General features: G+C 56.5%; 26 protein-coding genes and 1 riboswitch. Of the genes, 13 read left to right on the forward strand and 13 right to left on the reverse strand.

Going from position 1 to position 24362, the window contains the following annotated elements:
• Window positions 1-4: 4 nt before the first annotated feature.
• Together cbiB and G482_RS0114850 are read right to left on the reverse strand one after the other, a co-directional pair.
• Window positions 5-988: an adenosylcobinamide-phosphate synthase CbiB gene (cbiB, locus tag G482_RS0114845; RefSeq protein WP_028450691.1), complete on the reverse strand. Its 984-nt coding sequence runs from the start codon at window positions 986-988 to the stop codon at window positions 5-7.
• 3 nt (window positions 989-991) lie between these two features.
• Window positions 992-2830 (reverse strand): TonB-dependent receptor domain-containing protein, encoded by a 1839-nt coding sequence (locus G482_RS0114850; RefSeq protein ID WP_028450692.1) that lies wholly within the window; start codon window positions 2828-2830, stop codon window positions 992-994.
• 123 nt (window positions 2831-2953) lie between these two features.
• Window positions 2954-3171: riboswitch (cobalamin riboswitch) on the reverse strand.
• A 187-nt stretch (window positions 3172-3358) separates the two neighbouring features.
• Between G482_RS0114850 and G482_RS0114855 the strand changes: the two genes are divergently transcribed.
• The 5 genes from G482_RS0114855 (at window position 3359) to G482_RS0114875 (ending at window position 7417) form a co-directional block, all read left to right on the forward strand.
• On the forward strand, window positions 3359-3928 hold the full coding sequence (locus G482_RS0114855; protein WP_028450693.1) for a GbsR/MarR family transcriptional regulator: 570 nt from the start codon (window positions 3359-3361) through the stop codon (window positions 3926-3928).
• A 3-nt stretch (window positions 3929-3931) separates the two neighbouring features.
• Window positions 3932-5248, forward strand: a complete 1317-nt coding sequence (locus tag G482_RS18965; RefSeq protein ID WP_051259084.1) for a cytochrome ubiquinol oxidase subunit I — start codon at window positions 3932-3934, stop codon at window positions 5246-5248.
• A gap of 11 nt (window positions 5249-5259) precedes the next feature.
• Window positions 5260-6282 (forward strand): cytochrome d ubiquinol oxidase subunit II, encoded by a 1023-nt coding sequence (cydB, locus tag G482_RS0114865; RefSeq protein ID WP_028450694.1) that lies wholly within the window; start codon window positions 5260-5262, stop codon window positions 6280-6282.
• A gap of 245 nt (window positions 6283-6527) precedes the next feature.
• Complete coding sequence (locus G482_RS0114870) at window positions 6528-7007, forward strand: DUF4231 domain-containing protein (protein ID WP_028450695.1); 480 nt, start codon at window positions 6528-6530, stop codon at window positions 7005-7007.
• The gene (locus tag G482_RS0114875) at window positions 7007-7417 is read left to right on the forward strand and encodes a hypothetical protein (protein WP_028450696.1); all 411 of its coding nucleotides are present in this window, start codon (window positions 7007-7009) and stop codon (window positions 7415-7417) included. The genes G482_RS0114870 and G482_RS0114875 overlap by 1 nt, the downstream gene beginning before the upstream one ends.
• A gap of 35 nt (window positions 7418-7452) precedes the next feature.
• On the opposite strand, the gene G482_RS18970 is transcribed toward G482_RS0114875, so the two are convergent.
• Window positions 7453-9162 carry an EAL domain-containing protein gene (locus G482_RS18970; protein WP_051259085.1) on the reverse strand — a complete coding sequence of 570 codons (1710 nt, stop codon included), beginning with the start codon at window positions 9160-9162 and terminating at the stop codon, window positions 7453-7455.
• A gap of 172 nt (window positions 9163-9334) precedes the next feature.
• On the opposite strand from G482_RS18970, the gene G482_RS0114885 reads away from it, so the two are divergent.
• Window positions 9335-10180: a 23S rRNA (adenine(2030)-N(6))-methyltransferase RlmJ gene (locus tag G482_RS0114885; RefSeq protein WP_028450697.1), complete on the forward strand. Its 846-nt coding sequence runs from the start codon at window positions 9335-9337 to the stop codon at window positions 10178-10180.
• A 124-nt stretch (window positions 10181-10304) separates the two neighbouring features.
• On the opposite strand, the gene G482_RS0114890 is transcribed toward G482_RS0114885, so the two are convergent.
• The 7 genes from G482_RS0114890 to leuC all read right to left on the reverse strand — a co-directional run bounded on the left by G482_RS0114890 (window position 10305) and on the right by leuC (window position 16460).
• Window positions 10305-11228, reverse strand: coding sequence for an Asd/ArgC dimerization domain-containing protein (locus G482_RS0114890; RefSeq protein WP_028450698.1), 924 nt, complete (start codon window positions 11226-11228; stop codon window positions 10305-10307).
• Between the two features lie 127 nt (window positions 11229-11355).
• Window positions 11356-12120, reverse strand: coding sequence for a substrate-binding periplasmic protein (locus tag G482_RS18975; RefSeq protein ID WP_169721088.1), 765 nt, complete (start codon window positions 12118-12120; stop codon window positions 11356-11358).
• Window positions 12121-12223: 103 nt separating this feature from the next.
• On the reverse strand, window positions 12224-13288 hold the full coding sequence (leuB, locus tag G482_RS0114900; RefSeq protein ID WP_028450699.1) for a 3-isopropylmalate dehydrogenase: 1065 nt from the start codon (window positions 13286-13288) through the stop codon (window positions 12224-12226).
• 163 nt (window positions 13289-13451) lie between these two features.
• A complete protein-coding gene (gene nagB / locus G482_RS0114905; RefSeq protein WP_028450700.1) occupies window positions 13452-14183 on the reverse strand; it encodes a glucosamine-6-phosphate deaminase in 732 nt (243 codons plus the stop codon).
• A 112-nt stretch (window positions 14184-14295) separates the two neighbouring features.
• Window positions 14296-14931: a 3-isopropylmalate dehydratase small subunit gene (gene leuD, locus G482_RS0114910; RefSeq protein ID WP_028450701.1), complete on the reverse strand. Its 636-nt coding sequence runs from the start codon at window positions 14929-14931 to the stop codon at window positions 14296-14298.
• On the reverse strand, window positions 14928-15044 hold the full coding sequence (locus G482_RS20170) for an entericidin A/B family lipoprotein (RefSeq protein WP_156129093.1): 117 nt from the start codon (window positions 15042-15044) through the stop codon (window positions 14928-14930). Before G482_RS20170 ends, leuD begins: the two co-directional genes overlap by 4 nt.
• A gap of 9 nt (window positions 15045-15053) precedes the next feature.
• On the reverse strand, window positions 15054-16460 hold the full coding sequence (gene leuC, locus G482_RS0114920) for a 3-isopropylmalate dehydratase large subunit (RefSeq protein WP_028450702.1): 1407 nt from the start codon (window positions 16458-16460) through the stop codon (window positions 15054-15056).
• 154 nt (window positions 16461-16614) lie between these two features.
• Here leuC and G482_RS0114925 point away from each other — a divergent pair, with 154 nt between their 5' ends.
• The 3 genes from G482_RS0114925 (at window position 16615) to G482_RS0114935 (ending at window position 17917) form a co-directional block, all read left to right on the forward strand.
• Complete coding sequence (locus G482_RS0114925; protein WP_028450703.1) at window positions 16615-17067, forward strand: ribonuclease domain-containing protein; 453 nt, start codon at window positions 16615-16617, stop codon at window positions 17065-17067.
• Window positions 17046-17324 carry a barstar family protein gene (locus G482_RS0114930; RefSeq protein ID WP_028450704.1) on the forward strand — a complete coding sequence of 93 codons (279 nt, stop codon included), beginning with the start codon at window positions 17046-17048 and terminating at the stop codon, window positions 17322-17324. The genes G482_RS0114925 and G482_RS0114930 overlap by 22 nt, the downstream gene beginning before the upstream one ends.
• Before the next feature lie 311 nt (window positions 17325-17635).
• On the forward strand, window positions 17636-17917 hold the full coding sequence (locus G482_RS0114935; RefSeq protein WP_034619846.1) for a helix-turn-helix domain-containing protein: 282 nt from the start codon (window positions 17636-17638) through the stop codon (window positions 17915-17917).
• Window positions 17918-17928: 11 nt separating this feature from the next.
• Here G482_RS0114935 and G482_RS0114940 read toward each other — a convergent pair whose 3' ends face one another.
• Both G482_RS0114940 and G482_RS0114945 read right to left on the reverse strand, forming a co-directional pair.
• On the reverse strand, window positions 17929-18786 hold the full coding sequence (locus G482_RS0114940) for a radical SAM protein (RefSeq protein ID WP_028450706.1): 858 nt from the start codon (window positions 18784-18786) through the stop codon (window positions 17929-17931).
• A gap of 11 nt (window positions 18787-18797) precedes the next feature.
• Entirely contained in the window at window positions 18798-19253 is a 456-nt protein-coding gene (locus G482_RS0114945; protein WP_028450707.1) for a universal stress protein, read from the reverse strand.
• A 69-nt stretch (window positions 19254-19322) separates the two neighbouring features.
• Between G482_RS0114945 and G482_RS0114950 the strand changes: the two genes are divergently transcribed.
• From G482_RS0114950 to G482_RS18980, 4 genes are all read left to right on the forward strand, one after another.
• On the forward strand, window positions 19323-19838 hold the full coding sequence (locus G482_RS0114950; RefSeq protein WP_245575295.1) for an acyl-CoA thioesterase: 516 nt from the start codon (window positions 19323-19325) through the stop codon (window positions 19836-19838).
• Window positions 19835-20248, forward strand: coding sequence for a tellurite resistance TerB family protein (locus tag G482_RS0114955; RefSeq protein WP_028450709.1), 414 nt, complete (start codon window positions 19835-19837; stop codon window positions 20246-20248). Before G482_RS0114950 ends, G482_RS0114955 begins: the two co-directional genes overlap by 4 nt.
• A gap of 61 nt (window positions 20249-20309) precedes the next feature.
• On the forward strand, window positions 20310-22103 hold the full coding sequence (locus G482_RS0114960) for a methyl-accepting chemotaxis protein (protein ID WP_028450710.1): 1794 nt from the start codon (window positions 20310-20312) through the stop codon (window positions 22101-22103).
• Entirely contained in the window at window positions 22100-22615 is a 516-nt protein-coding gene (locus tag G482_RS18980) for a DNA-deoxyinosine glycosylase (RefSeq protein ID WP_245575296.1), read from the forward strand. The genes G482_RS0114960 and G482_RS18980 overlap by 4 nt, the downstream gene beginning before the upstream one ends.
• A 3-nt stretch (window positions 22616-22618) precedes the next feature.
• On the opposite strand, the gene G482_RS0114970 is transcribed toward G482_RS18980, so the two are convergent.
• Window positions 22619-24304 (reverse strand): ABC1 kinase family protein, encoded by a 1686-nt coding sequence (locus G482_RS0114970; RefSeq protein ID WP_028450711.1) that lies wholly within the window; start codon window positions 24302-24304, stop codon window positions 22619-22621.
• Window positions 24305-24362 lie beyond the last annotated feature (58 nt).

The raw sequence follows: 24362 nt of genomic DNA on the forward strand, positions 1-24362 counted from the left end.
AGCTTCATCTCCACCACCACTGCAGCACCAGCAACAGCACCGCCAGTGCCAGTTGCAAGGCAAAACAGCGTTGCACCAGCCACAGCGCGCGTCGCACATCGGCGGCCTGCGGCACCCGGCCGGCACCCAGGATGGGGCGCTCTTCCAGCCGCCCATGATAAACCGCCGGCCCGCCCAAGGCGACGCCCAGCGCACCGGCGCCACTGGCCATCACCGGCCCGGCATTCGGGCTATCCCACTCTGGGGCTTGGCGCCACCAGCAATGTAGCGCCAGCCGGGTTTGGCCCAGCAGCGCGTAGCTCAGCGCGGTAAGGCGGGCGGGAATAACATTCAGTACATCATCCAGCCGCGCCGCCACGCGGCCAAATTGATTTAAGCGTGGCGTGCGATAGCCCCACATTGCATCCAGGGTATTAGCTAGCCGGTGCAATAGCGCGCCCGGCCCGCCCAGCAAAATAAACCAGCACAGGCTGGCAAACACAGCATCGGCGCCGTTCTCCAGCGTGGATTCAATCGCGCCGCGAGCAATGGCCGGATGTTCCAGCGCAGCACAATCGCGGCTGACAATCCGCTGCAAAGCCGCCCGCGCTGCGGGTAAATCGCGCGCCTGCAGCGGCCACCAGATGGCGATCACATGCTCATGCAGGCTGCGGGCGCCCAGCGCAAACCACAGCAAGAACCCATGCCCCAGCACCGCCGCCACGCTACTCGCCCAGTGGCTGGCGCTCAGGGGCATGGTCTGGGCTTGAGTCTGTAACAGCCCTAAGCCAGCCGCAAATACCCCTGCAGGTATCACCACCAAAATCAAAACACATAAGCCCCCCCGGGCAATACCCATCCTGCCGGTATTGCACCGCTGCTCCAGCCACTGCGCCAGACGGCCAAAGCCGACCAGCGGGTGCCAGCGCCGGGGCTCACCCCACAGCGCCTCCAGCACTAGCGCAAGCCACAAGGCCGGCAGCAGTAATTGGGGGGCAAACCACAGCATGGCTTACTTTTGCGGCGCCCAGCGCAGCGTCAGCATGCCATTCAGGCCCAGCGTGCCGTAGTCGTAAACCTGGGTGTAATCGCGATCAAACAGATTATTTACCCGGGCATTCACGCTCCAGTCTTTGCTCAGCTGGTAATCGGCGCTCAGATTCACCACGCCATAGCCCGCCAGTGTCACGCGGCCAACGCCATAGATGTCGTCATAGCGTTTGCTCTGGCCCTGCACTTCCGCACGCAGCTGCCAGCCATCGGCGGCATAGCCGGCATAGGCCAAAGCACTGTGCTTGGCGCGGCGCGCCAATTGCTGATCTTTTTGCAGATCTTTGGCATCAAGGTAGTCGTAGCTCACGCCCGCCAGCCAGTTGCCGCTCTGCCAATCGCTGGTGAACGTAATCCCCTGCAGGCGCACGCGCTCGACATTGCTGACGGTATTGGTGCGGGTCAGGATGAAGTTTTTCACTGTATTGCGATAGCCCGTCAGGCTCAGCTGCAGCGCGTCGCCACGATAGCGGGTAAAGAGCTCGCCACCGGCTGATTCTTGCGGTTTCAGATGCGGATTACCGTAATTGGGGAAATACAGATCGTTAAAGGTCGGTGCTTTGTAGGCGGTACCGTAGCTACCACCCAGTTGCCATTGCTCGTTCAGCTGATAGCTCGCGCCCGCGCTGCCGGTGGTTTGGCGGCCAAATTGCGAGTTATCGTCGCTGCGCAGATTACCCTGCAGGCTCAGCGCGCCCAGCTTGGCCAGATAGCCACCCAAGAAACTATTAATGCGGCGCTGGTCTACATCGTATTTGGTGGTGCCAGAGACTTCCTGATTCAGCGTCTCGGCGCCCAAGGTGGCCGTGCCCGGGCCGACTTGAATATCATTGAGCCAGCTTATTTGAGTTTGCTGGGTTTTAAACTGGCTTCGCTCTTTGGCCGCAGTCGCGGCCGGCGCATAGGTGTAACTATTGTCAAGGCTTTGGCCCACTTGCAGGCGGCTATGCCAACGCTCGGTAAATTGATTGCTGCTGTACACCTGCAGCGCGCCGCTGGTGCTTTGATCGCGATAATCGTAAACCTTCGGCGCGTAGGCGTTGTCGTAATGGCTTTCGCTGTCGGCCACCAGCAGGCTCGCGCCCAGCTCATGGCCAGTGGCCAGCTGATGGCTCAGGCTCAACGAGCCGCTGGTATTTTCATAGCCATCGGCATCGCTGTTGTACTTGGCGTATTTAGGCAGCACCAGCGCGCTAATGCCGTCGGTTTTGTAATGGCTCACGCTGGCGGCATAGCGGGTTGTAGCCGTGCCGCCACTCAGGCTGGCGCTGGCTTGCAGGCTGTCTTGCGTGCCCATGCCTAAGCTAATGGCCGGCTGCATGCCGGCTTGGCCGCGCTTGGTAAAGATCTGGATGACCCCGCCAATGGCATCAGCGCCATACAGGCTGGCCGCAGGGCCACGCAGGATTTCGATGCGCTCAATCTGCGCCAGCGGAAGATTCTGCAGCGCAGCCGTGCCGGTGGTGGCCGAACCCACGCGCACCCCATCAATCAGCACAATACTTTGATTGGTATTGGCACCGCGGATAAACAGATTCATCGCTTTGCCCGGGCCACCATTGCTGGCGGTTTGAATGCCGGGCTGGCGCGCCAGCACTTCAGGCAGGCTACTCTGGCCTTCGCGGGCCAGCTCGGCCGCGGTCAGGATAGTCACATCACCGATGACTTCGCGCTCGGGCTGGGCAATGCGCGATGCGGTAACCACGATCTCTTCAAGCGGCTCGGCGGTGTTTGCGGCCTGAGCCAGCAGCGGAAAAGTCGATAAAACTACGAGGTATAACTGGGAAAGACGCGTATTCATTAGGGCCTCCGGCAATACACCCACAGTGTATTGCTGTTTAAAACCGACAGAGGCCACGCGTTAGCCGGATCGAACGATCCTGAGTTCACGCGCGCGGGCACCCTGCCGTGCGTTTCGCTGCGCCAATGCGCAGCCACCGAGGCCGGTATCCGGACTGATCAGTGACCCACTTGCGGGCCGATCGGTCGCCTTCCCATTCGCGATGCGAACAGTGGCTGCGCGGGGCGCATGACCGACTACACTGATTTACCGTTGCAGGGGCAGTACAGGCTTTTCACCTGTTTCCCGTTTAAAGGCGGGCAGCGATTGCTGCGCGCCTCACCTTGGCTGGCGCGCATTGTAGCCCAATCGCCCTGCCATTGCCTGACGCGAATATGACAAAGTCAATCGCCAGCGTTTTAGTTTTTATCAATCAACTAGATAGCAAAATACAATCGCCTAAATTTTGGGCAGCCCATTGTCAAGCTCACCCCCGCTGGAATATGATCCAGATCAAATTTCAAAGATTACTGAAAATTCAAAACGTTTATGAAGCTCACACCTTTGATCCAATCTTTCGTGCTGCACTTTGGCGAAATGGGTAGCCGCTGGGGCATTAATCGCACCGTGGGGCAGATTTATGCGCTGCTGTTTGTCAGTGAAAAACCGCTTAATGCCGATGAAATGGCCGAGGCGCTGGGCTTTTCGCGCTCGAACGTCAGCATGGGGCTCAAAGAGCTGGAATCGTGGCGGCTGGTAAAGCTGCAGCATTTTCCCGGCGATCGGCGCGAGTATTACTCCACCCCGGAAGACGTGTGGGCGATTTTTCAAACCCTGGCCGAAGAGCGCCGCAAGCGCGAAGTGGAGCCCACCCTCACCATGCTGCGCGGTGCGCTGATGGAAGAGCCGGGCAACGACGCCGAGCGCTATGCGCAGGCGCGGATGGCCGAAATGCATGGGCTGATTGATCTGGTAACCAGCTGGTTTAGCGATATTCAAAAACTGGATGTCGAAACGCTGGAAAAGCTGATGAAGCTCGGCGCGCAGGTGCAAAAGTTCTTACTGTTTACCCAAAAACTGCCCTTTATCGGCCAAGACGCCGCCCGCAAGGAGGAATAAACCATGCCACCCGATGCCAGTGTGCTCGATCCGCTGTTATTGGCCCGCATTCAATTTGGCGCCAATATCACGTTTCATATCTTGTTTCCCACCATCAGCATTGCGCTCGGTTGGGTGCTGCTGTTTTTCAAGCTGCGCTTTAATGCCACCGGCGAAGCCAAATGGCTGGATGCCTATGCATTCTGGGTAAAAATCTTCGCCCTGACTTTTGCGTTGGGCGTGGTGAGCGGCATTACCATGAGTTTTCAGTTCGGTACCAACTGGCCGGGCTATATGCAAACGGTGGGCAATATCGCCGGGCCGCTCTTGGCCTATGAAGTGCTAACGGCGTTTTTCCTAGAGGCGACGTTCCTCGGGATTATGCTGTTTGGCCAGCAACGGGTCTCCAACCGGATGCATACGGTAGCCACCGTGCTGGTGGCAGGCGGCACAACGCTGTCGGCATTCTGGATTTTGGTGCTTAATTCCTGGATGCAAACCCCGGCCGGCTTTGAAATGATCAATGGCCAAGCCCATGTCACGAGCTGGCTGGCGGTGATTTTTAATCCATCCATGCCTTATCGCCTCACGCATATGCTGCTGGCCTCTGGCCTGACGGTGGCGTTTTTACTGGCTGGGGTTTCGGCGTACCGCTGGCTGGCCGGCCAGCGCACCGGCGGCGTCCATGCCAGCCTGAAAACTGGCGTGTATCTGGCTGCGCTCTTGATCCCGCTGCAGATTTTTGTCGGCGATATGCATGGCCTGAATACCCTGAAACATCAGCCGGCCAAGCTGGCGGCCATCGAAGGTGTGTGGCACACCGAGCGCGGCGCCCCGCTGCTGCTGTTTGCCCTGCCCAATAGCGAAACACGCAGCAATGACTACGCGATTGGCATCCCCAAACTAGCCAGCTTGATTCTGACACACGATCTGAATGGCGAAATCAAAGGCCTGAATGAGTTTGTGGGCGAACACCCGCCAGTTGCGAAAGTATTCTGGTCCTTCCGCGTGATGGTGGGCGTGGGTGTGCTGATGCTGCTCACCAGCTGGCTGGCGGCTTGGCAACTACGCCGGGTGGGCGAGCCAGCCCCATGGCTGGGCCGCGTGTTGATCGGTATGACCTTTAGCGGCTGGATTGCCACCGTGGCCGGCTGGTATGTAACCGAAATCGGCCGCCAGCCCTGGCTGGTGCAAGGGGTACTCAAAACCGCTGATGCGGCCTCTAATGTGGCGGGCGGCATGATCTTGAGCACGCTGATCATGTATCTGGCGTTGTACGTGTTCTTGCTCGCCTCGTACATTTCGGTGGTCTTTTATCTGGCCCGCAAAGCCAAAGCTTGAGGAGTGACATCATGACGGGCATTGATCTGGCCTATTGGCTACCAGTAATTTTTGCCGCCCTGATGGTGGTGGCGATGTTTGCCTACGTTGTACTGGATGGGTATGACCTTGGCGTTGGCATTTTGCTTGAGTTAGCGAGCGATACCCCACAAAAAGATCAGATGATCGCCGCGATTGGCCCCTTCTGGGATGCCAACGAAACCTGGCTGGTACTGGGGGTGGGCCTATTGCTGGTGGCATTCCCGCTGGCGCATGGGGTAATTCTGACAGCACTATATTTACCCGTAGCACTGATGCTGCTGGGGCTGATTTTGCGCGGGGTGGCCTTTGATTTTCGCGTGAAAGCCCAAGCGCAGCACCAGCCGCTGTGGAATCGCCTGTTTTTCGTCGGTTCACTCTTGGCCACGGTAGCGCAGGGCGTGATGCTGGGGCGCTATCTCACCGGCTTTGCACCGGGCTGGGCCGCCTGGGGTTTTGCCCTACTGGTCGGCCTGAGCCTGATCGCCGCCTATGCCCTGCTGGGCGCGGGCTGGCTGATTATGAAATCCACTGGCGATCTGCAACAACGAGCCGTGCGCTGGGCCAAAGCCAGCTTAGGTTTTGCCGCGCTGGCAGCACTGCTGGTTTCGGTGGCCACCCCGGCCATCAGCCCGCGGGTATTTGAGCTATGGTTTAGCCTGCCAAACTTCTTCCTGCTGGCCCCGGTGCCACTGGTATCGATCGCCCTGTTTGCGGTAATGGCGTACAGCCTGCCTAAACTTGCCCAGCGCCAGCAGCAAGGCAATGATAATTTCTGCTGGCTACCCTTTGCGGCAACGGTCGGGATTGTGGCGCTGTGCTTTTTCGGGCTGGTGTTCAGTATCTTCCCGCATCTGGTGATCGATCAGCTCACCATCTGGCAAGCCGCCAGCAGCCCCGAAGCCCTGCTCATCATGCTCTTTGGCGCCGCGATCGTGCTGCCGACGATTGTTGGCTACACCATCTACTCGTATCGGGTGTTCTGGGGCAAGGCGCGCGATTTGAGCTATCTGTGAGCTACCTGAAACCCTAGGCTGTCAGAAACATCCGCGTAAAAAGGCAGCTTAGGCTGCCTTTTTTCTCGGCCTTGGCTAGGCTGTCGACTATTGCCACGGCTATCCATTCCTACCGTGCGTGCAGAGCAACACCAGCATATTGAACCGGGGCGCCAATATGACCTCATTACAACGAAAAGCTTGCAAGCAGTGTTAGCAACCACAATGCGCTGGGTATCATACAGGTTTTCACCCAGAAGCCCGCGATGGACCACGACATCACCGCGCAGATCATTACGCAGCACCCAGATATCCGGGTGCGGTTTTTGCTCAGCAAAATCATCCGCCATCAGCGCTATAGCGAGCGCAAAAGCCAGCAGCTCAAGCAAACCACCTATACCCTCAAATTCTCGCTCTTGACCCTCGCGGCGGCTTCCACCGTGGTGCTGGGGCTGGAATGGCCATGGCTGGCGCCCTATGCCAAAAATATCGCCTTGGTGCTGGGGGCGCTGATGACGTTATTGGGCGGGATTGCCAGTTTTTTGAATATCGAAGAATACTGGATGCGCAACAACACCATTCACCTGAAGCTGCGCGCGCTGCGGGATCGGCTGATTTACCTCACCGCCGAATTGCAAACCATTGAAGACGATGTGCTGCAAGGCTTTATCAATGACTATCAAGCCATCACCGAAAGCAATATCAATTATTGGGCCGAGGCCATTGCCGAACGGCAGGGTCAGTAATGCCGGCGTTTTATCGCCGCCGGCGCACGTATAAATACACGCTGGATACGCCCTATCAGCTCGTCACCCCGCTGCGCCCGCCAGAGGCCGTGGGCAATGGTTTTCTGCGCTTGCATACGGATGGCACACTGGCCATCGCGGCGCATTACAGCTGGGATGGCGCTAGCGGCCCGATGCCGGATTTACCCAGTATTGTGCGCGGCTCGCTGGTGCATGATGCGCTGTACCAGTTAATTCGCGAAGGCGCGCTGGCGGCAAAGCCCCACCGACGCGAGGCCGATCAGCTCTTGCGCAGCCTGTGTTTAGCCGATGGCATGTCGTATCTGCTGGCGCAATGGGTTTATCTATGTGTGCGGGTGTTCGGTGGCCTGTTTGTACGCTCACCACAGCGGGCGCTGCGCAATACCTAGGCAGGTATCGCCCCCAAGTCAATACAAAGCAAGAGCTACAGCAACATACCCTCGGCCTGCAAATAGGCTGGCACCTTATTAGCCTCCAGCGGCCGGCTAAACCAGTAGCCCTGAGCGTAATCTACCCCTTGCGCCGCCAGCCAGTCGGCTTCGGCCGGCGTTTCAACCCCTTCGGCCACGACTTCGAGCTGCAGCGCTCGTGCCAGATCAAGCAAGGCGCGGCAGACCTGCTGCTGGGCCTGATTGTCGGGAATATTCTTGATCAGGCTGCGATCAAACTTGAGCTTACTGAGCGCAAGGCGCGACAACATCGCCAGGTTCGAGTAGCCGGTACCAAAATCATCCATATGAATCGCAATGCCCGCCGCGGTGAGCTGCTGCAGCGCTTGCCAGGCATGCTGGTCCATCAGCGTGGATTCGGTCAGCTCCAGCTGCAATAAAGGCTGCAAAGCGGGCGGTAAGGCCTGCACGCGCGCGATCACGCTTTCGGCAAAACGGCCATGGGCTAACTGCAGCGCCGAGACATTCACCGCCACCGGCAGTAAAGGCTGGCCAGCCGCCGCCCAGCTTTGCAGTTGCGCCATGGCTTCTTCCAGTGCCCAATCGCCAATCGCGGCGATAATGCCGGTTTGCTCGGCAAAGGGAATAAACTGCAGCGGGCTAATCTCGCCGCGCAAGGGCTGATACCAGCGAATCAGCGCTTCAAAACCAGTCACCTGCCCATCTGTCAGCCGCACTTGCGGCTGATACACGAGGCGAAATTCGCCACGCTCCAGCGCCTGGCGCAATTCGCGTTCGAGCTGCAATTGGCGCACCGCGTCTTGCGCCATGATGGCCTGAAAACCGCTCACCCGCCCACGCCCGGCAGCCTTGCCCTGATAGAGCGCGACATCGGCATGCTTGAGCAATTGCCCGCCGCTGTGCCCATCGGCCGGAAAACTGACACGCCCCGCAGTGAATCCGAGTGGAAAATCCAGCTCTTCAATCCGGATACTCTGACTCAAAAAGCGCCCCAGCGCTTCATCGATCAAAGCCAATTGCGCCTGCGGTGCCAGCAGGACAAATTCGTCGCCACCCAGGCGAAACACCTGCTCGCTAATCGATTGCAGCCGCTCGCCAATTTGCACCAGCGCGGCATCGCCCGCGGCGTGGCCAAGCGCATCGTTAATCCGTTTGAAATGATCCAGATCGATCAACCACAGCGCAAACGGTAGCCCGCTGCGTACCCATTCGGCCAGCTGGTTTTCCAGCGCATGGCGGTTATAGAGCCGCGTGAGCGGATCATGTTCAGCCAGCCAGCGCAGCTGCTCTTGGGCGCGTTTGCGCTCGCTAATATCGCGGGCAATCCCAGCTGTGCCAATCACCTGCCGCCCCTCGCGCACCGGCACTTTGATCAGTTCCATCCAGCGCTGGCCGTCTTCTACATGCTCAAACGGATGCTCCTGCCGGATCGCTTCGCCAGATTCCACGATGCGCAAATCATCTTCGCGATAGCGCTGCGCCAGATGTGGCGGCGAGAGGAAAAAATCGTCTTTCCCCAACAGCTGGCGGGCATCGGCAATGTGCCAGATATCGCAAAAGGCTTTGTTCACCACCACAAAGCGCCCCTCGCGATCTTTGGCCCACGCCAGATCGGGAATACTATCCACCAGCGCCTGATAGCGCCGACGCAAGCGGCGGGCGCGCCAGGCGTACACCAGCAGCGCCAAACACAACAGACTCAGCCCGATTAGCAACCAGCCCATGCCTACCTCACGATAAAGCCATAAGCCATTCTAAGCACAATGCGCGCGCGCGGTGCGGTTTTGCGCTGGGAATGTCACTTGTACCTACACTGGCGCGCATGGCCGCTGCGCGGGCAGTTAGGTGGGCACTGCGGTTTAGCGCTAAAATAGGCGATTGTTTTGCAGGTGCCCCATGCTCAGTTACCGCCACGCCTTTCACGCCGGCAACCATGCCGATGTGCTCAAACACGCCGTTCAAACCTTGCTACTGGATTATCTAAACCAGAAAGACAAGCCGTGGTGGTATATCGATACCCACGCTGGGGCCGGCGTGTATTCGCTGACCGAAGGCTACGCCACCAAAAATGCCGAGTACAACACCGGTATTGCCCGTATCTGGCAACGAAAAGATCTGCCCGCGCCGCTGCAGCGTTATGTCGAAATTGTGCGCGAGCTCAATCCGGGTGAGCGTTTGCAGCTGTATCCGGGCTCGCCGTATGTGGCACAGGCCCTGCAGCGCAGCGATGATAAATTGCGGCTGTTTGAGCTGCACAGCAGCGATGTGCAGCTCTTGAGCGACAATTTTGCCAGCGCCGGCCGCGCGGCCCAGGTGCAGCATGCCGATGGCTTTGCCAGCATCAAAGGCGTTTTGCCACCACCGCCGCGTCGCGCGCTGATGCTGATCGACCCCCCGTATGAAGACAAACACGATTATGTGCGCGTGGTCGACACCATGAAGCTGGCGCTGGAGCGCTTTGCCACCGGCGTGTACGCGATCTGGTATCCGGAGCTCTCGCGCCCTGAAGTCAAGCAGATGCTGGATAAACTGAAAAAGCTGCCGGCCAAAGGCTGGCTGCATGCTGCCCTCACCGTCCATAGCCCGCGCGCCGATGGTTTTGGTATGCATGGCAGTGGCATGTTTGTGCTTAACCCGCCGTGGACGCTGGCCGAATCACTACAAACCTCCCTACCGTATCTGGTGCAACACCTTGGTATTGATGGCGGAGCGCGCTATACCCTAGAGCAACATACCAGCTAAGGCAGGTTGGCGCTGGCAAGGCCTCAGTCCGCCGCGAGTGTACGAACCTGCTCGTACAGCCACAAAAACAAAAAGCCCCGCACTGCGGGGCTTTTGCTTTCAGGCGAACGAGTGATTCACCGGATTACAGCAGAGCCAGCAGCAAGGCTGCTGCGCGTGCTGGCAAGCGGGCATTGTCGGCCACCAGCCACAGCGTGACCGTCAGGCCATCGTTCGATACTTGCAGCTGATTCGCCCAGATTTTGTCAGCGCCAATCGCATCTTGCGGGGTAGCGATGCCGGCGGCGCCGTCCACTTGCAGGAAAAACAGCGCTGGCGAGGCTTGCAGCGCGGCTTCGATTTGCGCACGGGTTTGTGGCTGGGCCAGGCGTACGCTCAGGCTCACGGCATGGCCGAAGAACACTGGCGCGTGTGTCAGGGTCAGGCTATGCAAGGGCAGGCCCGCGGCCGCCACTTCCTGTTGCACCCGGTTGATGGCTTCGGCATCAGTTACCGGCAGCAGATTAAAGGCCAAGCGCTTGGGATAACCGCCCAGCTCGACTTCCTGCTGGGCAAACAGTTGCCGCGTCTGCATCGACAGCGTTTCAATCGCGTTTTTGCCTTCGCCCGAGGCCGACAGCAGCGCGCTGGCCGCCACAAACTCAGGCGCTGCCGCGGTTTTCAGCGCATCCAGCGCGGCAGTAATCATCGAAGTCACCACTTGCGGCAGGCTCACCACTTGCCCGCGCTTGGCCGCGCCCACCGGCGCATTAGCACCACCGGTCAGATCAATCACCGCCACGCCCGCGCTGGCGGCTTGCGCCGCATAGCGGGTGGCTAGCGCCGGCTCGCCCACAAACAGCGCCGCATCCACATGGGCAAAATCGAAGGTTTCCAGATCCAGAATCGGCAGCACTTGCTGATTAAGCTCCAGCGTGCCGGCTTCTTCGTCATCGGCGAGTGGGTACAGCGCGCCAAGCTGGATCGGCATTTCGCCCAACACATCCAGAACAGTTTGAGCTGCGGGGGTATCTGCACCGACGAGCGCAACAGAAATGGCTTTAGACATATACTCACTCCAGGTATCCAAATAAAACAACCGCACGCGACCTGGTGGCCGGTGCGGTGAATGGGTATTTTACCTTTGATCGCGGCGCAAGCCTACCCACCTTGCGCGGCACAGGCTGGATGGGCGCTTATTTGGCCTGATTAATGTCTTTGCGCGCCTGATCGAGCAAGGTATTGAGCTGGCCACTTTCCAGTAATTTGCGCAGGCCAATATTAAATTCAGTCGCCCAGCGCGGGGATTTGGGGTTTTTGCGATCCAGCACGACATGCAGCGGCGCGCTCCAGTAGGCTTGCGGCGGGCACACGATATTTTTGCGCTCGTCTTCGCCCAGATTTTGCGCGATCAGATACGGGCCAACTTCAACATCAATCGGCAAGACATCGATATAACCGGCATTGAGTTTACGCAGATTGCTCACGTCGCTATTGCTGGCGTCTACTTTTAATACGCCGGCCTTCACCAGATTATCAAATTCATCCGAGTAAAAATTGCCCGAGGTAATACCGATGCGATAGGTGGCAAGATCGGGCAGTTTTTTCCAGCTGATTTCGCGCCCGCGCTTCTGGCAAAACACCATACTCAGCGACAAAATCGGGTCGGTGTAGATCAGGTCTTTTTCGCGCTCGGGGTTTTTGGCCCAGCCAAAACCTCCCTCATACAAGCCCATGCGCACCCCATCAATCGCACGCTTATTCGGCACCGCCACCAGTTTGGCGGTGATTTTTTGCTGCGCAAATGCAGCTACCACAATGCGGGTAAGCAAGCCTTTGTGCGGCAAGGCATCGCCCATATAGGGCGGATATTCTTGCAAGGTGAGCGTGATGTCTTCGGCGTGCGCCGTGTTCATCCAGACACTGGCCACGACCCCGAGGACCACTAAACCGGCTTTCATGGCGTTCTCCCAAACTGTGCTGGCAAGTTTTAGCATACGCTGTGCAGTAAAAAAGAGCCCCGCAAGGCTCTTTTTTGGCTTACAAACGGTACGGCGCACGACCTTACAGCGCCGCCACCACCGCATCACCCATCGCCGAGCAGCCGACTTTGGTCGTACCCGCTTCATAGATATCGGCCGTGCGCAGGCCTTGGGCCAGCACTTTTTTCACGGCGTTTTCTACGCGTTGCGCGGCAGCTTCGTTATTGAAGGTGTAGCGCAGCATCATGGCTACTGACAAAATCGTCGCCAATGGGTTGGCTACGTCTTTGCCTGCGATATCGGGCGCCGAACCATGGCTTGGCTCGTACAGACCTTTGTTATTCGCATCGAGCGAGGCGCTTGGCAGCATGCCAATCGAGCCGGTCAGCATGGAAGCTTCGTCGCTCAAAATGTCACCAAAGATATTACCGGTGACCACCACATCGAATTGCTTCGGCGCTTTCACCAGCTGCATCGCAGCGTTATCCACCAGCATATGGCTCAGCTCTACATCCGGATATTCCTTCGCCAGATCAGTCATGATCTCTTTCCAGAATTCGGTGGTTTCGAGCACATTGGCTTTATCCACTGAGCACAGACGTTTGCCGCGTTTTTGCGCCGCTTGGAAGGCCACATGGCCGATGCGGCGAATTTCGCTTTCGGCATACAGCATGGTGTTAAAGCCTTCGCGCTCGCCCGCGTCATTGGTGCGAATACCGCGTGGCTGGCCGAAGTAAATATCGCCGGTCAATTCGCGCACGATCAGGATATCCAGGCCTGACACGACTTCTGGCTTCAGCGTGGAAGCATTGGCCAATTCTGGGTACAGAATCGCGGGGCGCAGATTGGCAAACAAGTTCAGATCTTTGCGGATGGCCAGCAAGCCACGCTCTGGGCGCAGTGGGCGATCGAGCTTATCGTACTGTGGGCCACCCACGGCGCCGAGCAAAATCGCATCGGCTTCACGCGCCAGTTTTTGCGTGAATTCTGGATACGGCGCGCCGTATTGATCATAAGCTGCGCCACCCAATGGGGCTTCCTGCAGCTCCAGCGCCAGGCCATCTTGCTGCAGCGCCAGCAGGACTTTTTTCGCCTGAGCAACAATTTCGGGGCCAATGCCGTCACCGGGCAGAATCAGAACTTTCATAATGCTCTCGTCGTGGTGTTGAGTGTCAATGCAAAATACTAATGGGTATAGGTCTGCAGTATTGATCTAGATTGGCTTACAGCCCAATACCCCTAGCAAAAATTACTGCCGCCGACGTGAAAAAGAGGGGCAAGCCCCTCTTTGCTCACTGGGCTAGGCCAGCTTAGAACGATACTTTGTAATCAACGTCGCAATCAGTCATCACAATCACGCGTGGGTGCGTTTGCAGCAATGAAGCTGGCACTTGCGTGGTGATCGGGCCATTCAGGGTTGCATCCAGGATGGCGGCTTTTTCAGCACCTTTTACCACCAGCAAAATCGCTTTGGCTTGCATGATCGAACCCATACCCATGGTCACGGCGTGAGTGGGTACATCATCAATGCTGTCGAAGAAGCGTTTGTTGGCTTCGCGGGTTTCTTCTTTCAGCGTTACTTTGTAAGTACCGCGTGACAATTGCGTATCCGGCTCGTTAAAACCGATGTGGCCGTTGTGGCCAATACCCAGCAATTGCAGATCAACCGGGCCTTGCTCGAACATCATGCGGTCGTAATCACGGCACTCTACATCCACATCAGCGGCATTGCCGTTCGGCACATGGGTGTTTTCCGCTTTGATATCGATGTGATCGAACAGATTGCGCTGCATGAAATTGCGATAGCTTTCTGGGTGAGTCACTGGCAGACCCACGTATTCATCCAGATTGAACGTTTTAGCTTGAGCAAAGCTCACCAGACCTGCCTGGTAGGTTTTCACGATTTCTTTGTACAGGCCGACTGGGGTACCACCGGTGGCCATGCCCAGCACTGCATTTGGCTTGGCACGAACCATGGAAATGATCAGGTCAGCAGCAGCACGATCAAGATCGCTCGAATTTTTAAATTTATGCAGGATCATGGGTTTACTTTCCAAGTGTGTATTTGACCGTGAAACTATACGATAAAACCCGGTCATATTTATTGATCAAGTCTAAAAATTAAGCCCCAAATTTGTGTCGGGGCTCAATTAATTAGGCAAACAGCCACGGCTGCTCGGCTTTACGCCGCGCTTCAAAAGCCGCGATTTCATCCCGATGCGCCAAAGTCAGGCCGATTTCATCCAGACCATTTAGCAAACAATGTTTGCGATGCTCGGTGATTTCAAAGCTGAATTGCTCGCCGCTTGGGGTAGTGATAGTTTGCGCTGGCAAATCAATCTTTAAGCGATAACCTTCGCTGGCCGCTTCACGGAACAACTGATCAACCACGGCCGCAGGCTGCACAATCGGCAGCAGACCATTTTTGAAACAGTTATTAAAGAAAATATCGGCAAAGCTTGGCGCAATCAGCGCGCGAAAGCCGAAATCTTCAATCGCCCATGGCGCGTGCTCACGCGAGCTACCACAGCCAAAGTTGTCACGCGCCAATAGGACTTGCGCGCCTTGATTGCGCGGCAGATTGAGCTCGAAATCCGGATTGAGCGGACGCTGGCTGTTATCCATCCCCGGCTCACCGTGATCCAGATAGCGCCATTCATCAAACAGATTCGGGCCAAAGCCTGAACGTTTGATCGATTTCAAAAATTGCTTAGGGATAATGGCATCGGTGTCGACGTTGGCACGATCCATCGCGCACACCAGCCCATCCAGTTGAGTAAACGGTTTCATTTCGCTGCCTTTTCGATGGCTTCGCCACCTTTTTTAATGTCTTTGCCGATTCCGGAAATGGTGTTACACGCGGTCAGACTCAGCAGTAACACACCGAACAAAATGACACGCATGCGCACTCCTTAGGCAAAAGTTCGTACATCAACAAAATGACCGGCAATCGCGGCGGCGGCGGCCATTTCTGGGCTCACCAGATGCGTACGCCCGCCCTGACCTTGCCGCCCTTCAAAGTTGCGGTTTGAAGTCGAAGCGCAACGCTCACCCGGCGACAAACGATCGGCATTCATGGCCAGACACATCGAACAGCCCGGCTCACGCCATTCAAACCCGGCCTCGATAAAGATCTGATGCAGGCCTTCAGCTTCGGCTTGGGCTTTTACCAAGCCCGAGCCTGGCACAATCAATACTTGCTTGACTGAAGCTGCCTTTTTCTTGCCTTTGACGACACTTGCAGCTGCGCGCAAATCTTCGATCCGGCTATTGGTACAGGAGCCGATAAAGACTTTATCAATGGCGATTTGCGCCAGCGGGGTATCCGCGGTCAAACCCATATATTGCAAGGCGCGCTCATAGCTGCCTTTTTTCACCGGATCGCTCTCGGCGGCTGGATTGGGCACTTTGCCGGAAATGCCCAGCACTTGCTCGGGTGAGGTACCCCAAGTAACTTGCGGCTCGATTTCTTCCGCACGCAGTGTGACGACGGTATCAAACTCTGCACCTTCATCAGACACCAGCGTGCGCCAGTAGGCGACTGCGGCATCCCATTGCTCTGCGTTTGGCGAGAATGGGCGGCCTTGCAGGTAATCGATGGTTTTATCATCAACGGCCACCATGCCCGCACGCGCGCCGCCTTCGATGGCCATATTGCACAGGGTCATCCGCCCTTCCATGCTCAAGCTGCGAATGGCATCGCCACCAAATTCAATCGCATAACCCGTGCCGCCGGCGGTACCGATTTTGCCGATAATCGCCAACGCCACGTCCTTGGCAGTTACACCAAAACCCAGTTGGCCATCCACGCGCACCAGCATGGATTTCGATTTTTTGGCAACCAGCGTTTGCGTAGCCAGTACGTGCTCAACTTCAGAAGTACCGATACCGTGCGCCAGCGCCGCAAAAGCACCATGGGTAGAGGTATGGCTATCACCACACACCACAGTCATACCAGGCAGCGTAGCGCCGTTTTCCGGGCCAACCACATGCACGATACCCTGGCGCTGATCTTTGAATGGGAAATACGCCAGCGCGCCGAATTCTTTGATATTGGCATCCAGCGTTTCCACCTGCAGGCGCGAAATCGGGTCTTGAATGCCTTTGTCCCACTCATTTGTGGGGGTGTTGTGGTCGGCCGTGGCCACCACCGAGGTTTTACGCCATGGTTGGCGACCAGCCAGTTTCAGCCCTTCAAAGGCTTGCGGGCTCGTCACTTCATGCACCAGATGACGGTCGATATAGATCAGGCAAGTGCCGTCCGCTTCTTCGCGGACCACGTGCGATTGCCAAAGTTTGTCGTACAGGGTTTTTGCCATAGCAGGGATCGCCAATCGGGACAATCGGGAAACCCCTGATAGTAGCGGAATCCCTGTATTGCGACAACCAAGCCGCGCCATCTCAGGGCTTCATCCCTCTGCGCCAGCCAGCAAATCAGCGCATAATGACCCCACCTCAATCCCGAGCCAACCTATGCCGCGCTTATTGACTCTTCTGACCATCGCCGGCCTTAGCCTAAGCACCTGGGCTAGCGCCGCCACACCAAGCTGCAGCCAATTGGCGCAACAATTTGCCCGCAGCCACCAGCTTAATGCACAAGAACTCAACGAAATCTTCACTAGCCTCGCGCTGGCGCAGAGCCTGCCACCCAAATTTGTGAATAAACGCGAGGCCCAAGCGGCCGGCTGGCAGCCGGGCCGCAGCCTGTGGGATGTTCTACCTGGCAAATCGATTGGTGGCGATCGCTTTGGCAACCGCGAGCAACGCCTACCAAGCGGTCGCTACCAAGAGGCCGACCTGGATTACCGCGGCCAAAAGCGCAATGCCAAACGCTTGGTTTACCAAGGCAACGGCCCGCGCTTTATTACCATTGATCATTACCAGACCTTTACCGAGGTGCCCGCATGCCAAGCCACACCACGCTAACCCTCTGCCAAGTGCATTCACTTGCGGAGCTCTATCAACAGATTGGCGCGCAAATCCCGGCCGACGAGGCCTTTGGCCACAATCTGGATGGCTTATACGATTTGCTCGCCAACAATCTTGCCGGCCCGGTGCAGCTCAACTGGCCGGATTTTACCCAAGCGAGCCAGCACCTCAACCCACACGAGCTGTCAGCCATAGAAAATCTACTGCACGAGATTAGCAGTGAAAGGGCTGATTTCAGCTTGCAGCTCAAATAATACCCCCTCCCCGTATCGCCCCACAAAGATGTATTAGCCTACCCCTCAGGCTAATACATCACCCCAAACGCAATGACAAAGTCATATGCACAAAAACATCACCAAGCGCAATAGGGATTTGACGCAATATGCCAAACAAATTAGCATTCGCTGATTAGCCCTTGATTTAGTTCCATTTTAAGTTCGGCAATATTCAACACTGGGCAGTTGCAAAAGTGCCGTGCCTCACAGAGTCAAAATTCTTAAGATGACATCAACATTTATCAATGCGGCATAGAGGAATCGTTGGCCTCATCATTAAGGAGAACACCATGACAACCACCCTGAATCCCAAACAGATCCGTAAACAACTTGGCATGAATCAACAGGACTTCTGGAGTCAGATCGGCGTGACACAAAGTGGGGGCTCACGCTATGAAAGCGGCCGCGCCATGCCCAAGCCCGTGCGTGAACTACTGCGCGTCGTCCATGTAGAAGGGATTGATCTGGCCGCCCTGCGCAAAGAAGAAATCCAGGCGCTGAATTATCTGCGCGAGCAACAGCCAAACCTGCTGCAAGATCTGATTCGCAAATCAGCCCAGGTTGGCGAATAAGCCGCAGCAAATCAAGCGCTGAGTTTTACCGGTAAACCCAGCGCCTCAATACGCGTCGCAAGGTCTTGCATCCAGTCTGCCGGCGCAGCACTTAAGCGCGGCGCTGCCGGCTGTAGCGAAGGCCGCGCCAGCCCGTACAGCAGCACGCCGGCCAGCGGCACCCCGGCCGCCAGCTGTCGCTGCAAAAACGCCAAGTAGGCTGCCAGCTCAACCTCGCTTGGCAGCTGACCATCCAGCGCAAACATACAGGTCTGTATCCAGGTCGGGCACAGGGCAGCGGCTGCGCGTAGGCGCCGCTCTACCTGACTGGCACGTAAATTAATCTGGTTCACGAAGGCAAAACCATCTTCGGGCGCCCGATCAAGCTTAAACCAGACCTCCCCCTGCAATTGTCCCATGCGCGCGATTCCGGCCTGCACCGCCGCCTTATCCAGCTGACTACCATTGGTAATCAGTACGGTCTTAATATCCAGCGCAAATTGCGCCCGTACTTTGGCCACCAGCTCCATCACCGATAAAAACTCAGCCGCGGTGGTTGGCTCGCCATTGCCCGAAAAAGCAATGTCATTCAGTCGCCGCGCCTCAGCCGGCACCGCCGACTGCATGAAATCGCCATGCACGACCTCATCCAGCAATGCCGTCAGCTCGGCCTCCAGCATGCCCAGATCAATCGCCGGCGCTGGCCCCCGCTGCAGATCGGGCACCTGACAATACACACAGGCCCAATTACAGGCATTATTGGGGTTGAGATTAATACCAATTGAAACCCCACCCGCCCGCCGCGAGACCACCGGATACACATAGCGCATTCCGGCAATATCACGACGGTGGTCAGTGACCGACAAAGGGGCTTTGATTTCAATCGACATGCAGAACTCGTTTAAACAGCGTTTTGCGGTGCGCGCACCAGCAGCACCGGCTTGGTGGTATAGCGCATCACACCTTCAGCCACACTACCCAGCAATAAATGCGTGAGGCCACCATAACCGTGCGTGCCCATCACGAGCAAATCAGCCTGCCATTGTACCGCATCCTCCACAATGGCCTTGGCAATTTGGCCACCCCAGATTTCCAGCAGCGCAGTTTCCACCTCAAGCCCCTGCGCCCGTACCTGTGCCGCCCGTTCAAGCAGTAAATGCTCGCCACTTTCTTTGAGCGAAGACTGCAATTGCGGCACATCCAGAAATTCATTGGCGCTCCAGGCAAATTGCGCCAGATCGATCACATGAATCAGGCGCAAAGTGGCGTGCTGCTCACTAGCGAGGCGGCAAGCCTCGTTCAGCGCCGCATCACTGGTTTCACTATGATCGATCGGGACAAAAATTCGGGTATACATGATTGGTCTCCCCAGCAAGAAATTTCCTGTACTTTCAGTCTAGCAGCCCAATGATGCAACAGATGGGAAATGCCGGTATTGCCAGCCGTTTTCGCCTGCGCATACACTGCAACACCAGATACTTTAGAAAGTACTTATTTTTCCCCGATGGCGCGATTTGAACTAAGCTTACCCACATGCGATTTGTTTTTCACCGAGCTGACAATTCGTATTCGCGACATCAATTACGGTGGGCATCTGAGCAACGACGCACTACTGGCGTTATTGCACGAAGCCAGACTGCAATGGCTCAAGCAATTGGGTTTTGCCGATGAGCTGGATGTAGGTGGCAAGGGCTTAATCATGACCGATGTCGCCATTTGTTTTCGCCAGGAAGTATTTCACGGGCAATCGCTGCAGATTGCCCTAGGTTGCGCCGAGGTTGGGCGTGCCAGCTTTGATCTTTATTACGATGTAACCCAAGAAGGCCGCCCGATTGCCCAGGCTAGAACCGGCATGGCTGCCTTTGATTATCAGCGCAGAAAAATAAGTAGTTTACCAACGCCACTGCGCACGGCACTGGAACCACGAGGGATAACACCATGAAAAAATACGCAATCAATAGCCCAGAAGCGATGGCCCGCATTCTGGTATTGCAAATGATCTGTGACGGCAATTTCGATCCGGAAGAAATCGATGAGCTGGAACATCTGCATGTGTATGACGTACTGGGCATTTCACGCAAAGGCTTTATTCAGGTGCTGCAGGACTACTGTAACGACATCGGCGATGAAGCCGATGAAAACGGCACCGTGCATCTGGTTGACAAAGAGCGCATTGATGAGCTGCTCGACACCGTCACCGAGCCGAAAAAACGCCTACAACTGGCGGCGCTATCACTTGATCTAGCCAAATCAGACGAAGAAATCAACGATGCCGAGCTGGCGGTATTCAGCCGCATGCTGAAAAAATGGCATCTTTCACTGGATGACTTGCAACTGGCCTTTGATCACTAAGCCCTTGCATTAGTAGCAACACGCCTTACAAATAAAAATATAAAAACAGGAATCCACTCTCATGGCCTGGATTGCGGACTTTCATCGGGCGTTCGAGAAGAATTTCATCCCGACACTGGCACGAAAATTTGCCTTCATTGCCCTGCTGGGCTGTTTTCCCCTGCTGATTTTAATGCTGCTGTACAGCGCGCGCAGCGAACTTACTGCCGCGCTGGCCGCCTTACCCGCGGCTCAGCAGCAAAGCGTACTGCAGGTCGTGGATTCGCTGATTACTTATGGCTGGCTCGCACTGATTGGTGCAGCCCTCTTGTGCGTGATCGAGATTACGTATTTTCATTTCTGGATCACCAAACCGGTGCGCCTGATCGAGGCCGTATTTGCCGACGCGGCCAATCATGATGGCGACCTCTCACAGAATATTCCATCGCCCTACACCGACGAAATCAGCCAGCTAGCCAACACCTGCAATCGTTTTTTGGGCAAACAGCGCGAAATTATCGCCACTGTCCAGAATATGACCATCAGCATGGCGCTAGAAGCCGCCAAATCACAAAAACACATCCGGGATTCGGCGCTAGCCACCGAGCAGCAGGACAAACTAGCCCAACGTATTGTTGAAGCCAGCGCCAGCACCACCGCCGGCATTAGCCACGTCACCGAACAAACCGGCGAAATCGCCCAAACCACGGCTACTAATTTAGAGCTGGCGCACGCCTCATTTTCAGAGTTACAAGACGTCGTGCAGCGCATTAGCGCGATTAACAGCAAGATCGGCAATTTTAACCAAACCGTAGATGGCCTGAATAAGCGCTCGGCCAGCATCAAGACCATTGTCGACCTGATCAAGGAAATCGCCGGTCAAACCAATTTGCTGGCGCTGAATGCCGCAATCGAAGCCGCACGCGCTGGCGAGCAAGGGCGTGGCTTTGCGGTGGTGGCGGATGAAGTGCGCAAACTGGCCGAAAAAGTCGGTGTGGCCACCGATGAGATTTCGCACGACATCGACAATATGTTGGCTCAGGTCTCCGAAACTCTGGAAGAAACCCACCTGATTACTGCCGACGCCAATCGCACCCGCGAAGTAGTGGAAAAAGCCTCCGCCCAATTTGCCAGTATGGTGCACGACTTTGAAAACACCTCGCAGGCCTTGGGCGGGATTGCCGCCACCCTAGAGGAATTCAGCACGGCTAATCACTTGGTCAATACCAATGTCAGCGAAATCCACCAGCTCACCTTGATGGTGAATGAAAAAATGCAGCACTCGGCGGTGTCTTCACAAGATGTGGCCAAAGCCTCGGAAAACGTACAAAGCATGGTGGGTCGCTTTGTGATTGGGCAAGGCGCGCTCGATAGCGCCATCCGCTTATGCCTGCGCTACCGCGACCGCGTGGCCGAGAAAATTACCGCCCTGCAACAGCGCGGGATTGATGTCTTTGATCAGCGCTACCAGCCCGTGGCCGACACCAAGCCCCCGAAATACACCACGAGCTACAGCCAGTATTTCGTGAATGAAATTCAACCGATTTATGATGATTTAGTGCGCACAGCTACGGGGGGCAAGTTTGCCTTAGCCGTCGATAACCGCGGCTATGGCCCCACCCACAATAGCTGGTATTCCAAACCGCTCAGTGGTGATCCGGCCCAAGATCTGGTGAACAGCCGCGACCGCCGCATTTTCAACGACCCGGCGGGCCTGCGCGCCGCGCAGAATACCGAACGCTTCTTGTTGCAAACCTATGTGCGTGACACCGGTGAAACCATGACCGAACTGGATGTACCGATCTTTATTGGTGGCCGGCATTGGGGTAATTTACGCCTCGGCTTTGATGGCGCAGCGCTTCTACAGCAATCGTGAGCAGCAAAAGCAGTTTTGCGCCGATCTGGCGGGTCGATGCCCGTATTCTGATCTTGGGCAGCCTGCCGGGCGATGCTTCGCTGGCGGCAGGTGAATACTACGCCCACCCGCGCAATGCCTTCTGGCCGATCATGAGCACCCTTTTGGGCCAACCCTTGCACGAACAACCCTTCCCGGCCCGTTACGCCGCCCTGCAAGCCGCCGGGATTGCGCTGTGGGATGTGGTCGCTCAAGCCCAGCGCCGCGGCAGCCTCGATAGCGCATTGCGCGAGATTAACCCCAACCCGCTGGCCGAATTAATCGCCCAGCTGCCGCAGTTGCAACTGGTGGTCTTTAACGGGCAAGCTGCAGCCAAGCACGGGCAACGATACATCCCCATGTATATCGCTAGCAGCATTGCGCCATCGAGCAGCCCAGCCTATACCCTGCCACTAGCAGCCAAACTAGCGCAGTGGCAAGCCCTGATTGCGCCGCTCATGAACCATGCACGGCCCCACAGCAGTGAGTGCTAAAGCCTAGCTTTCACTCTTGCTGGAAATCCAGATTGCAAACATCAGCCAGATGGCATTGATGAGTGCGAGCACAAAGCCCAGGAAACCCAGCAGCGGCATACCGAAAATCGTCGGCCCCACTTTGATGGTCATGGCGATGGATGAGCCGATAATCAGCGCGCCGGTCACAATGCCCATGGTGAGGCGGTTGGCACTTTTGGCCAGCTGACTGCCGAAGTTATCCAGCCGTTTTAAATCCAGATCGATGCGCAGATTGCCCCGCCGCGCCTGTTTGATCAGCTTACCAATATCGCGCGGCAGGCCCGAGACAATTGAAAACGCTTCAAATAGATTATCTTTGCCCCGTTTAAACAGCGTTTTCGGGTTATAGCGCGCCATAATCACTTCGCGCACGAACGGCGTGAGATGCGGCACCATCTGAAATTGGGGATCGAGCTGCCGGCCCAAGCCTTCGAGTGTGATCAACGCCTTAAACAGCAGCGTAAGATCTGATGGGAGCGTAATCTCATGCTCGCGCATAATCATCGCCACATCATTCAAGAGATGGCCAAACTGAATATCCTTGAGCGAGAGGTTTTCGTAGTTGAACATAAAGTCGGCAATATCGGCCGCCAGCTTGTCTTCATCCACCACCGTGTCGCCGGTCCACTCCAGCAGCACATTCAAAATGCCATGCTCATCGCGCTGGGCCAGCGCAGCCAGTAGATCAACAATGTGATCGCGGCGTGGGTGCGGCAGTCGCCCTACCATGCCAAAATCCAGAAACGCGATCCGGCTATCGGGCAGATATTTCACATTGCCGGGATGTGGGTCGGCGTGAAAATAACCATCGATCAACACCATTTTCAAGACGGCATCGGCCCCGCGCGCGGCCAATAATTTCCGATCCAGCCCAGCGGCATCGACACCGGCCAGATCATTGCCGGACACGCCGGCAATGTATTCCTGCACGATCAGCCGCTCGGAAGTCCATTCCCACCAGATTTTCGGAATTACGATTTCATCGTGGCCAGCAAAATTGGTGGTAAAACGCTCTAAATGCCGCGCCTCAATCGAGAGATTGAGCTCGCGATGCAGTGATTTGGCAAATTCATCCACCATTCGCACCGGCTGATAGCGGCGTAAATCCGGAAACTCAAATACCGCCAATGAGGCGATATGCCGCAAAATCCGCAAATCGGCATCGATTTTGGCGGTGATATTGGGGCGACGGATTTTAAGTACCACCTCGGTGCCATCGGCGAGGCGCGCACGATGCACCTGCGCAATCGAAGCCGAGCCGATCGGCTGCGGATCCAGCTCGATAAACAAGCTGTGCGGGTCTGCACCCAGCGCGGCTTGCAGCTCGGGCAATAGCTCGGCAAACGGCAGGGGCGGCACATCACTTTGCAGCTTTTCAAACTCGGCAATCCACTCCGGCTCGAACATATCAACCCGCGTGGCCAGCACCTGCCCCAGCTTGATAAACGTTGGGCCAAGCTGCTCCAGCGCCTTGCGCACCCGCACGGCGGGGGCCAGCTGCTCAATCTCATGATCGCCTGGCCAATGCAGCAAATCGCCAGCACGTTCAATGCCCTTTGCCAAGCCCAAACGCTGTACCAAATTACCCAAGCCATGCCGCATCAAAATCGCGATAATCTCGCGCACACGCGGTAAATCACGCATCACCGTGAACGTTTCTTTCAACATCGAGTCAGTCCCAAAGGGCAGCAGGCCGAAATTTGAATTTTAGGCTTTACAGCCGTTT

The organism is Chitinibacter tainanensis DSM 15459, assembly GCF_000429785.1.
GTDB classification, from domain to species: Bacteria; Pseudomonadota; Gammaproteobacteria; order Burkholderiales; family Chitinibacteraceae; genus Chitinibacter; species Chitinibacter tainanensis.

What these genes read in the sequence shown, in the direction of transcription:
- G482_RS18975 (WP_169721088.1), bottom strand. Translation starts at nt 12,120, where the DNA reads ATGAAAGCCGGTTTAGTGGTCCTCGGGGTCGTGGCCAGTGTCTGGATG.
- G482_RS0114925 (WP_028450703.1), top strand. Translation starts at nt 16,615, where the DNA reads ATGCCGCGCTTATTGACTCTTCTGACCATCGCCGGCCTTAGCCTAAGC.
- leuC (WP_028450702.1), bottom strand. Translation starts at nt 16,460, where the DNA reads ATGGCAAAAACCCTGTACGACAAACTTTGGCAATCGCACGTGGTCCGC.
- G482_RS0114950 (WP_245575295.1), top strand. Translation starts at nt 19,323, where the DNA reads ATGCCGGTATTGCCAGCCGTTTTCGCCTGCGCATACACTGCAACACCA.
- cbiB (WP_028450691.1), bottom strand. Translation starts at nt 988, where the DNA reads ATGCTGTGGTTTGCCCCCCAATTACTGCTGCCGGCCTTGTGGCTTGCG.
- G482_RS0114885 (WP_028450697.1), top strand. Translation starts at nt 9,335, where the DNA reads ATGCTCAGTTACCGCCACGCCTTTCACGCCGGCAACCATGCCGATGTG.
- G482_RS18970 (WP_051259085.1), bottom strand. Translation starts at nt 9,162, where the DNA reads ATGGGCTGGTTGCTAATCGGGCTGAGTCTGTTGTGTTTGGCGCTGCTG.
- G482_RS0114870 (WP_028450695.1), top strand. Translation starts at nt 6,528, where the DNA reads ATGGACCACGACATCACCGCGCAGATCATTACGCAGCACCCAGATATC.
- G482_RS0114955 (WP_028450709.1), top strand. Translation starts at nt 19,835, where the DNA reads ATGAAAAAATACGCAATCAATAGCCCAGAAGCGATGGCCCGCATTCTG.
- G482_RS0114970 (WP_028450711.1), bottom strand. Translation starts at nt 24,304, where the DNA reads ATGTTGAAAGAAACGTTCACGGTGATGCGTGATTTACCGCGTGTGCGC.
- leuB (WP_028450699.1), bottom strand. Translation starts at nt 13,288, where the DNA reads ATGAAAGTTCTGATTCTGCCCGGTGACGGCATTGGCCCCGAAATTGTT.
- G482_RS0114850 (WP_028450692.1), bottom strand. Translation starts at nt 2,830, where the DNA reads ATGAATACGCGTCTTTCCCAGTTATACCTCGTAGTTTTATCGACTTTT.
- G482_RS0114940 (WP_028450706.1), bottom strand. Translation starts at nt 18,786, where the DNA reads ATGTCGATTGAAATCAAAGCCCCTTTGTCGGTCACTGACCACCGTCGT.
- G482_RS0114855 (WP_028450693.1), top strand. Translation starts at nt 3,359, where the DNA reads ATGAAGCTCACACCTTTGATCCAATCTTTCGTGCTGCACTTTGGCGAA.
- cydB (WP_028450694.1), top strand. Translation starts at nt 5,260, where the DNA reads ATGACGGGCATTGATCTGGCCTATTGGCTACCAGTAATTTTTGCCGCC.
- G482_RS0114930 (WP_028450704.1), top strand. Translation starts at nt 17,046, where the DNA reads ATGCCAAGCCACACCACGCTAACCCTCTGCCAAGTGCATTCACTTGCG.
- G482_RS18965 (WP_051259084.1), top strand. Translation starts at nt 3,932, where the DNA reads ATGCCACCCGATGCCAGTGTGCTCGATCCGCTGTTATTGGCCCGCATT.
- G482_RS0114890 (WP_028450698.1), bottom strand. Translation starts at nt 11,228, where the DNA reads ATGTCTAAAGCCATTTCTGTTGCGCTCGTCGGTGCAGATACCCCCGCA.
- leuD (WP_028450701.1), bottom strand. Translation starts at nt 14,931, where the DNA reads ATGAAACCGTTTACTCAACTGGATGGGCTGGTGTGCGCGATGGATCGT.
- nagB (WP_028450700.1), bottom strand. Translation starts at nt 14,183, where the DNA reads ATGATCCTGCATAAATTTAAAAATTCGAGCGATCTTGATCGTGCTGCT.
- G482_RS0114945 (WP_028450707.1), bottom strand. Translation starts at nt 19,253, where the DNA reads ATGTATACCCGAATTTTTGTCCCGATCGATCATAGTGAAACCAGTGAT.
- G482_RS0114935 (WP_034619846.1), top strand. Translation starts at nt 17,636, where the DNA reads ATGACAACCACCCTGAATCCCAAACAGATCCGTAAACAACTTGGCATG.
- G482_RS0114960 (WP_028450710.1), top strand. Translation starts at nt 20,310, where the DNA reads ATGGCCTGGATTGCGGACTTTCATCGGGCGTTCGAGAAGAATTTCATC.
- G482_RS20170 (WP_156129093.1), bottom strand. Translation starts at nt 15,044, where the DNA reads ATGCGTGTCATTTTGTTCGGTGTGTTACTGCTGAGTCTGACCGCGTGT.
- G482_RS0114875 (WP_028450696.1), top strand. Translation starts at nt 7,007, where the DNA reads ATGCCGGCGTTTTATCGCCGCCGGCGCACGTATAAATACACGCTGGAT.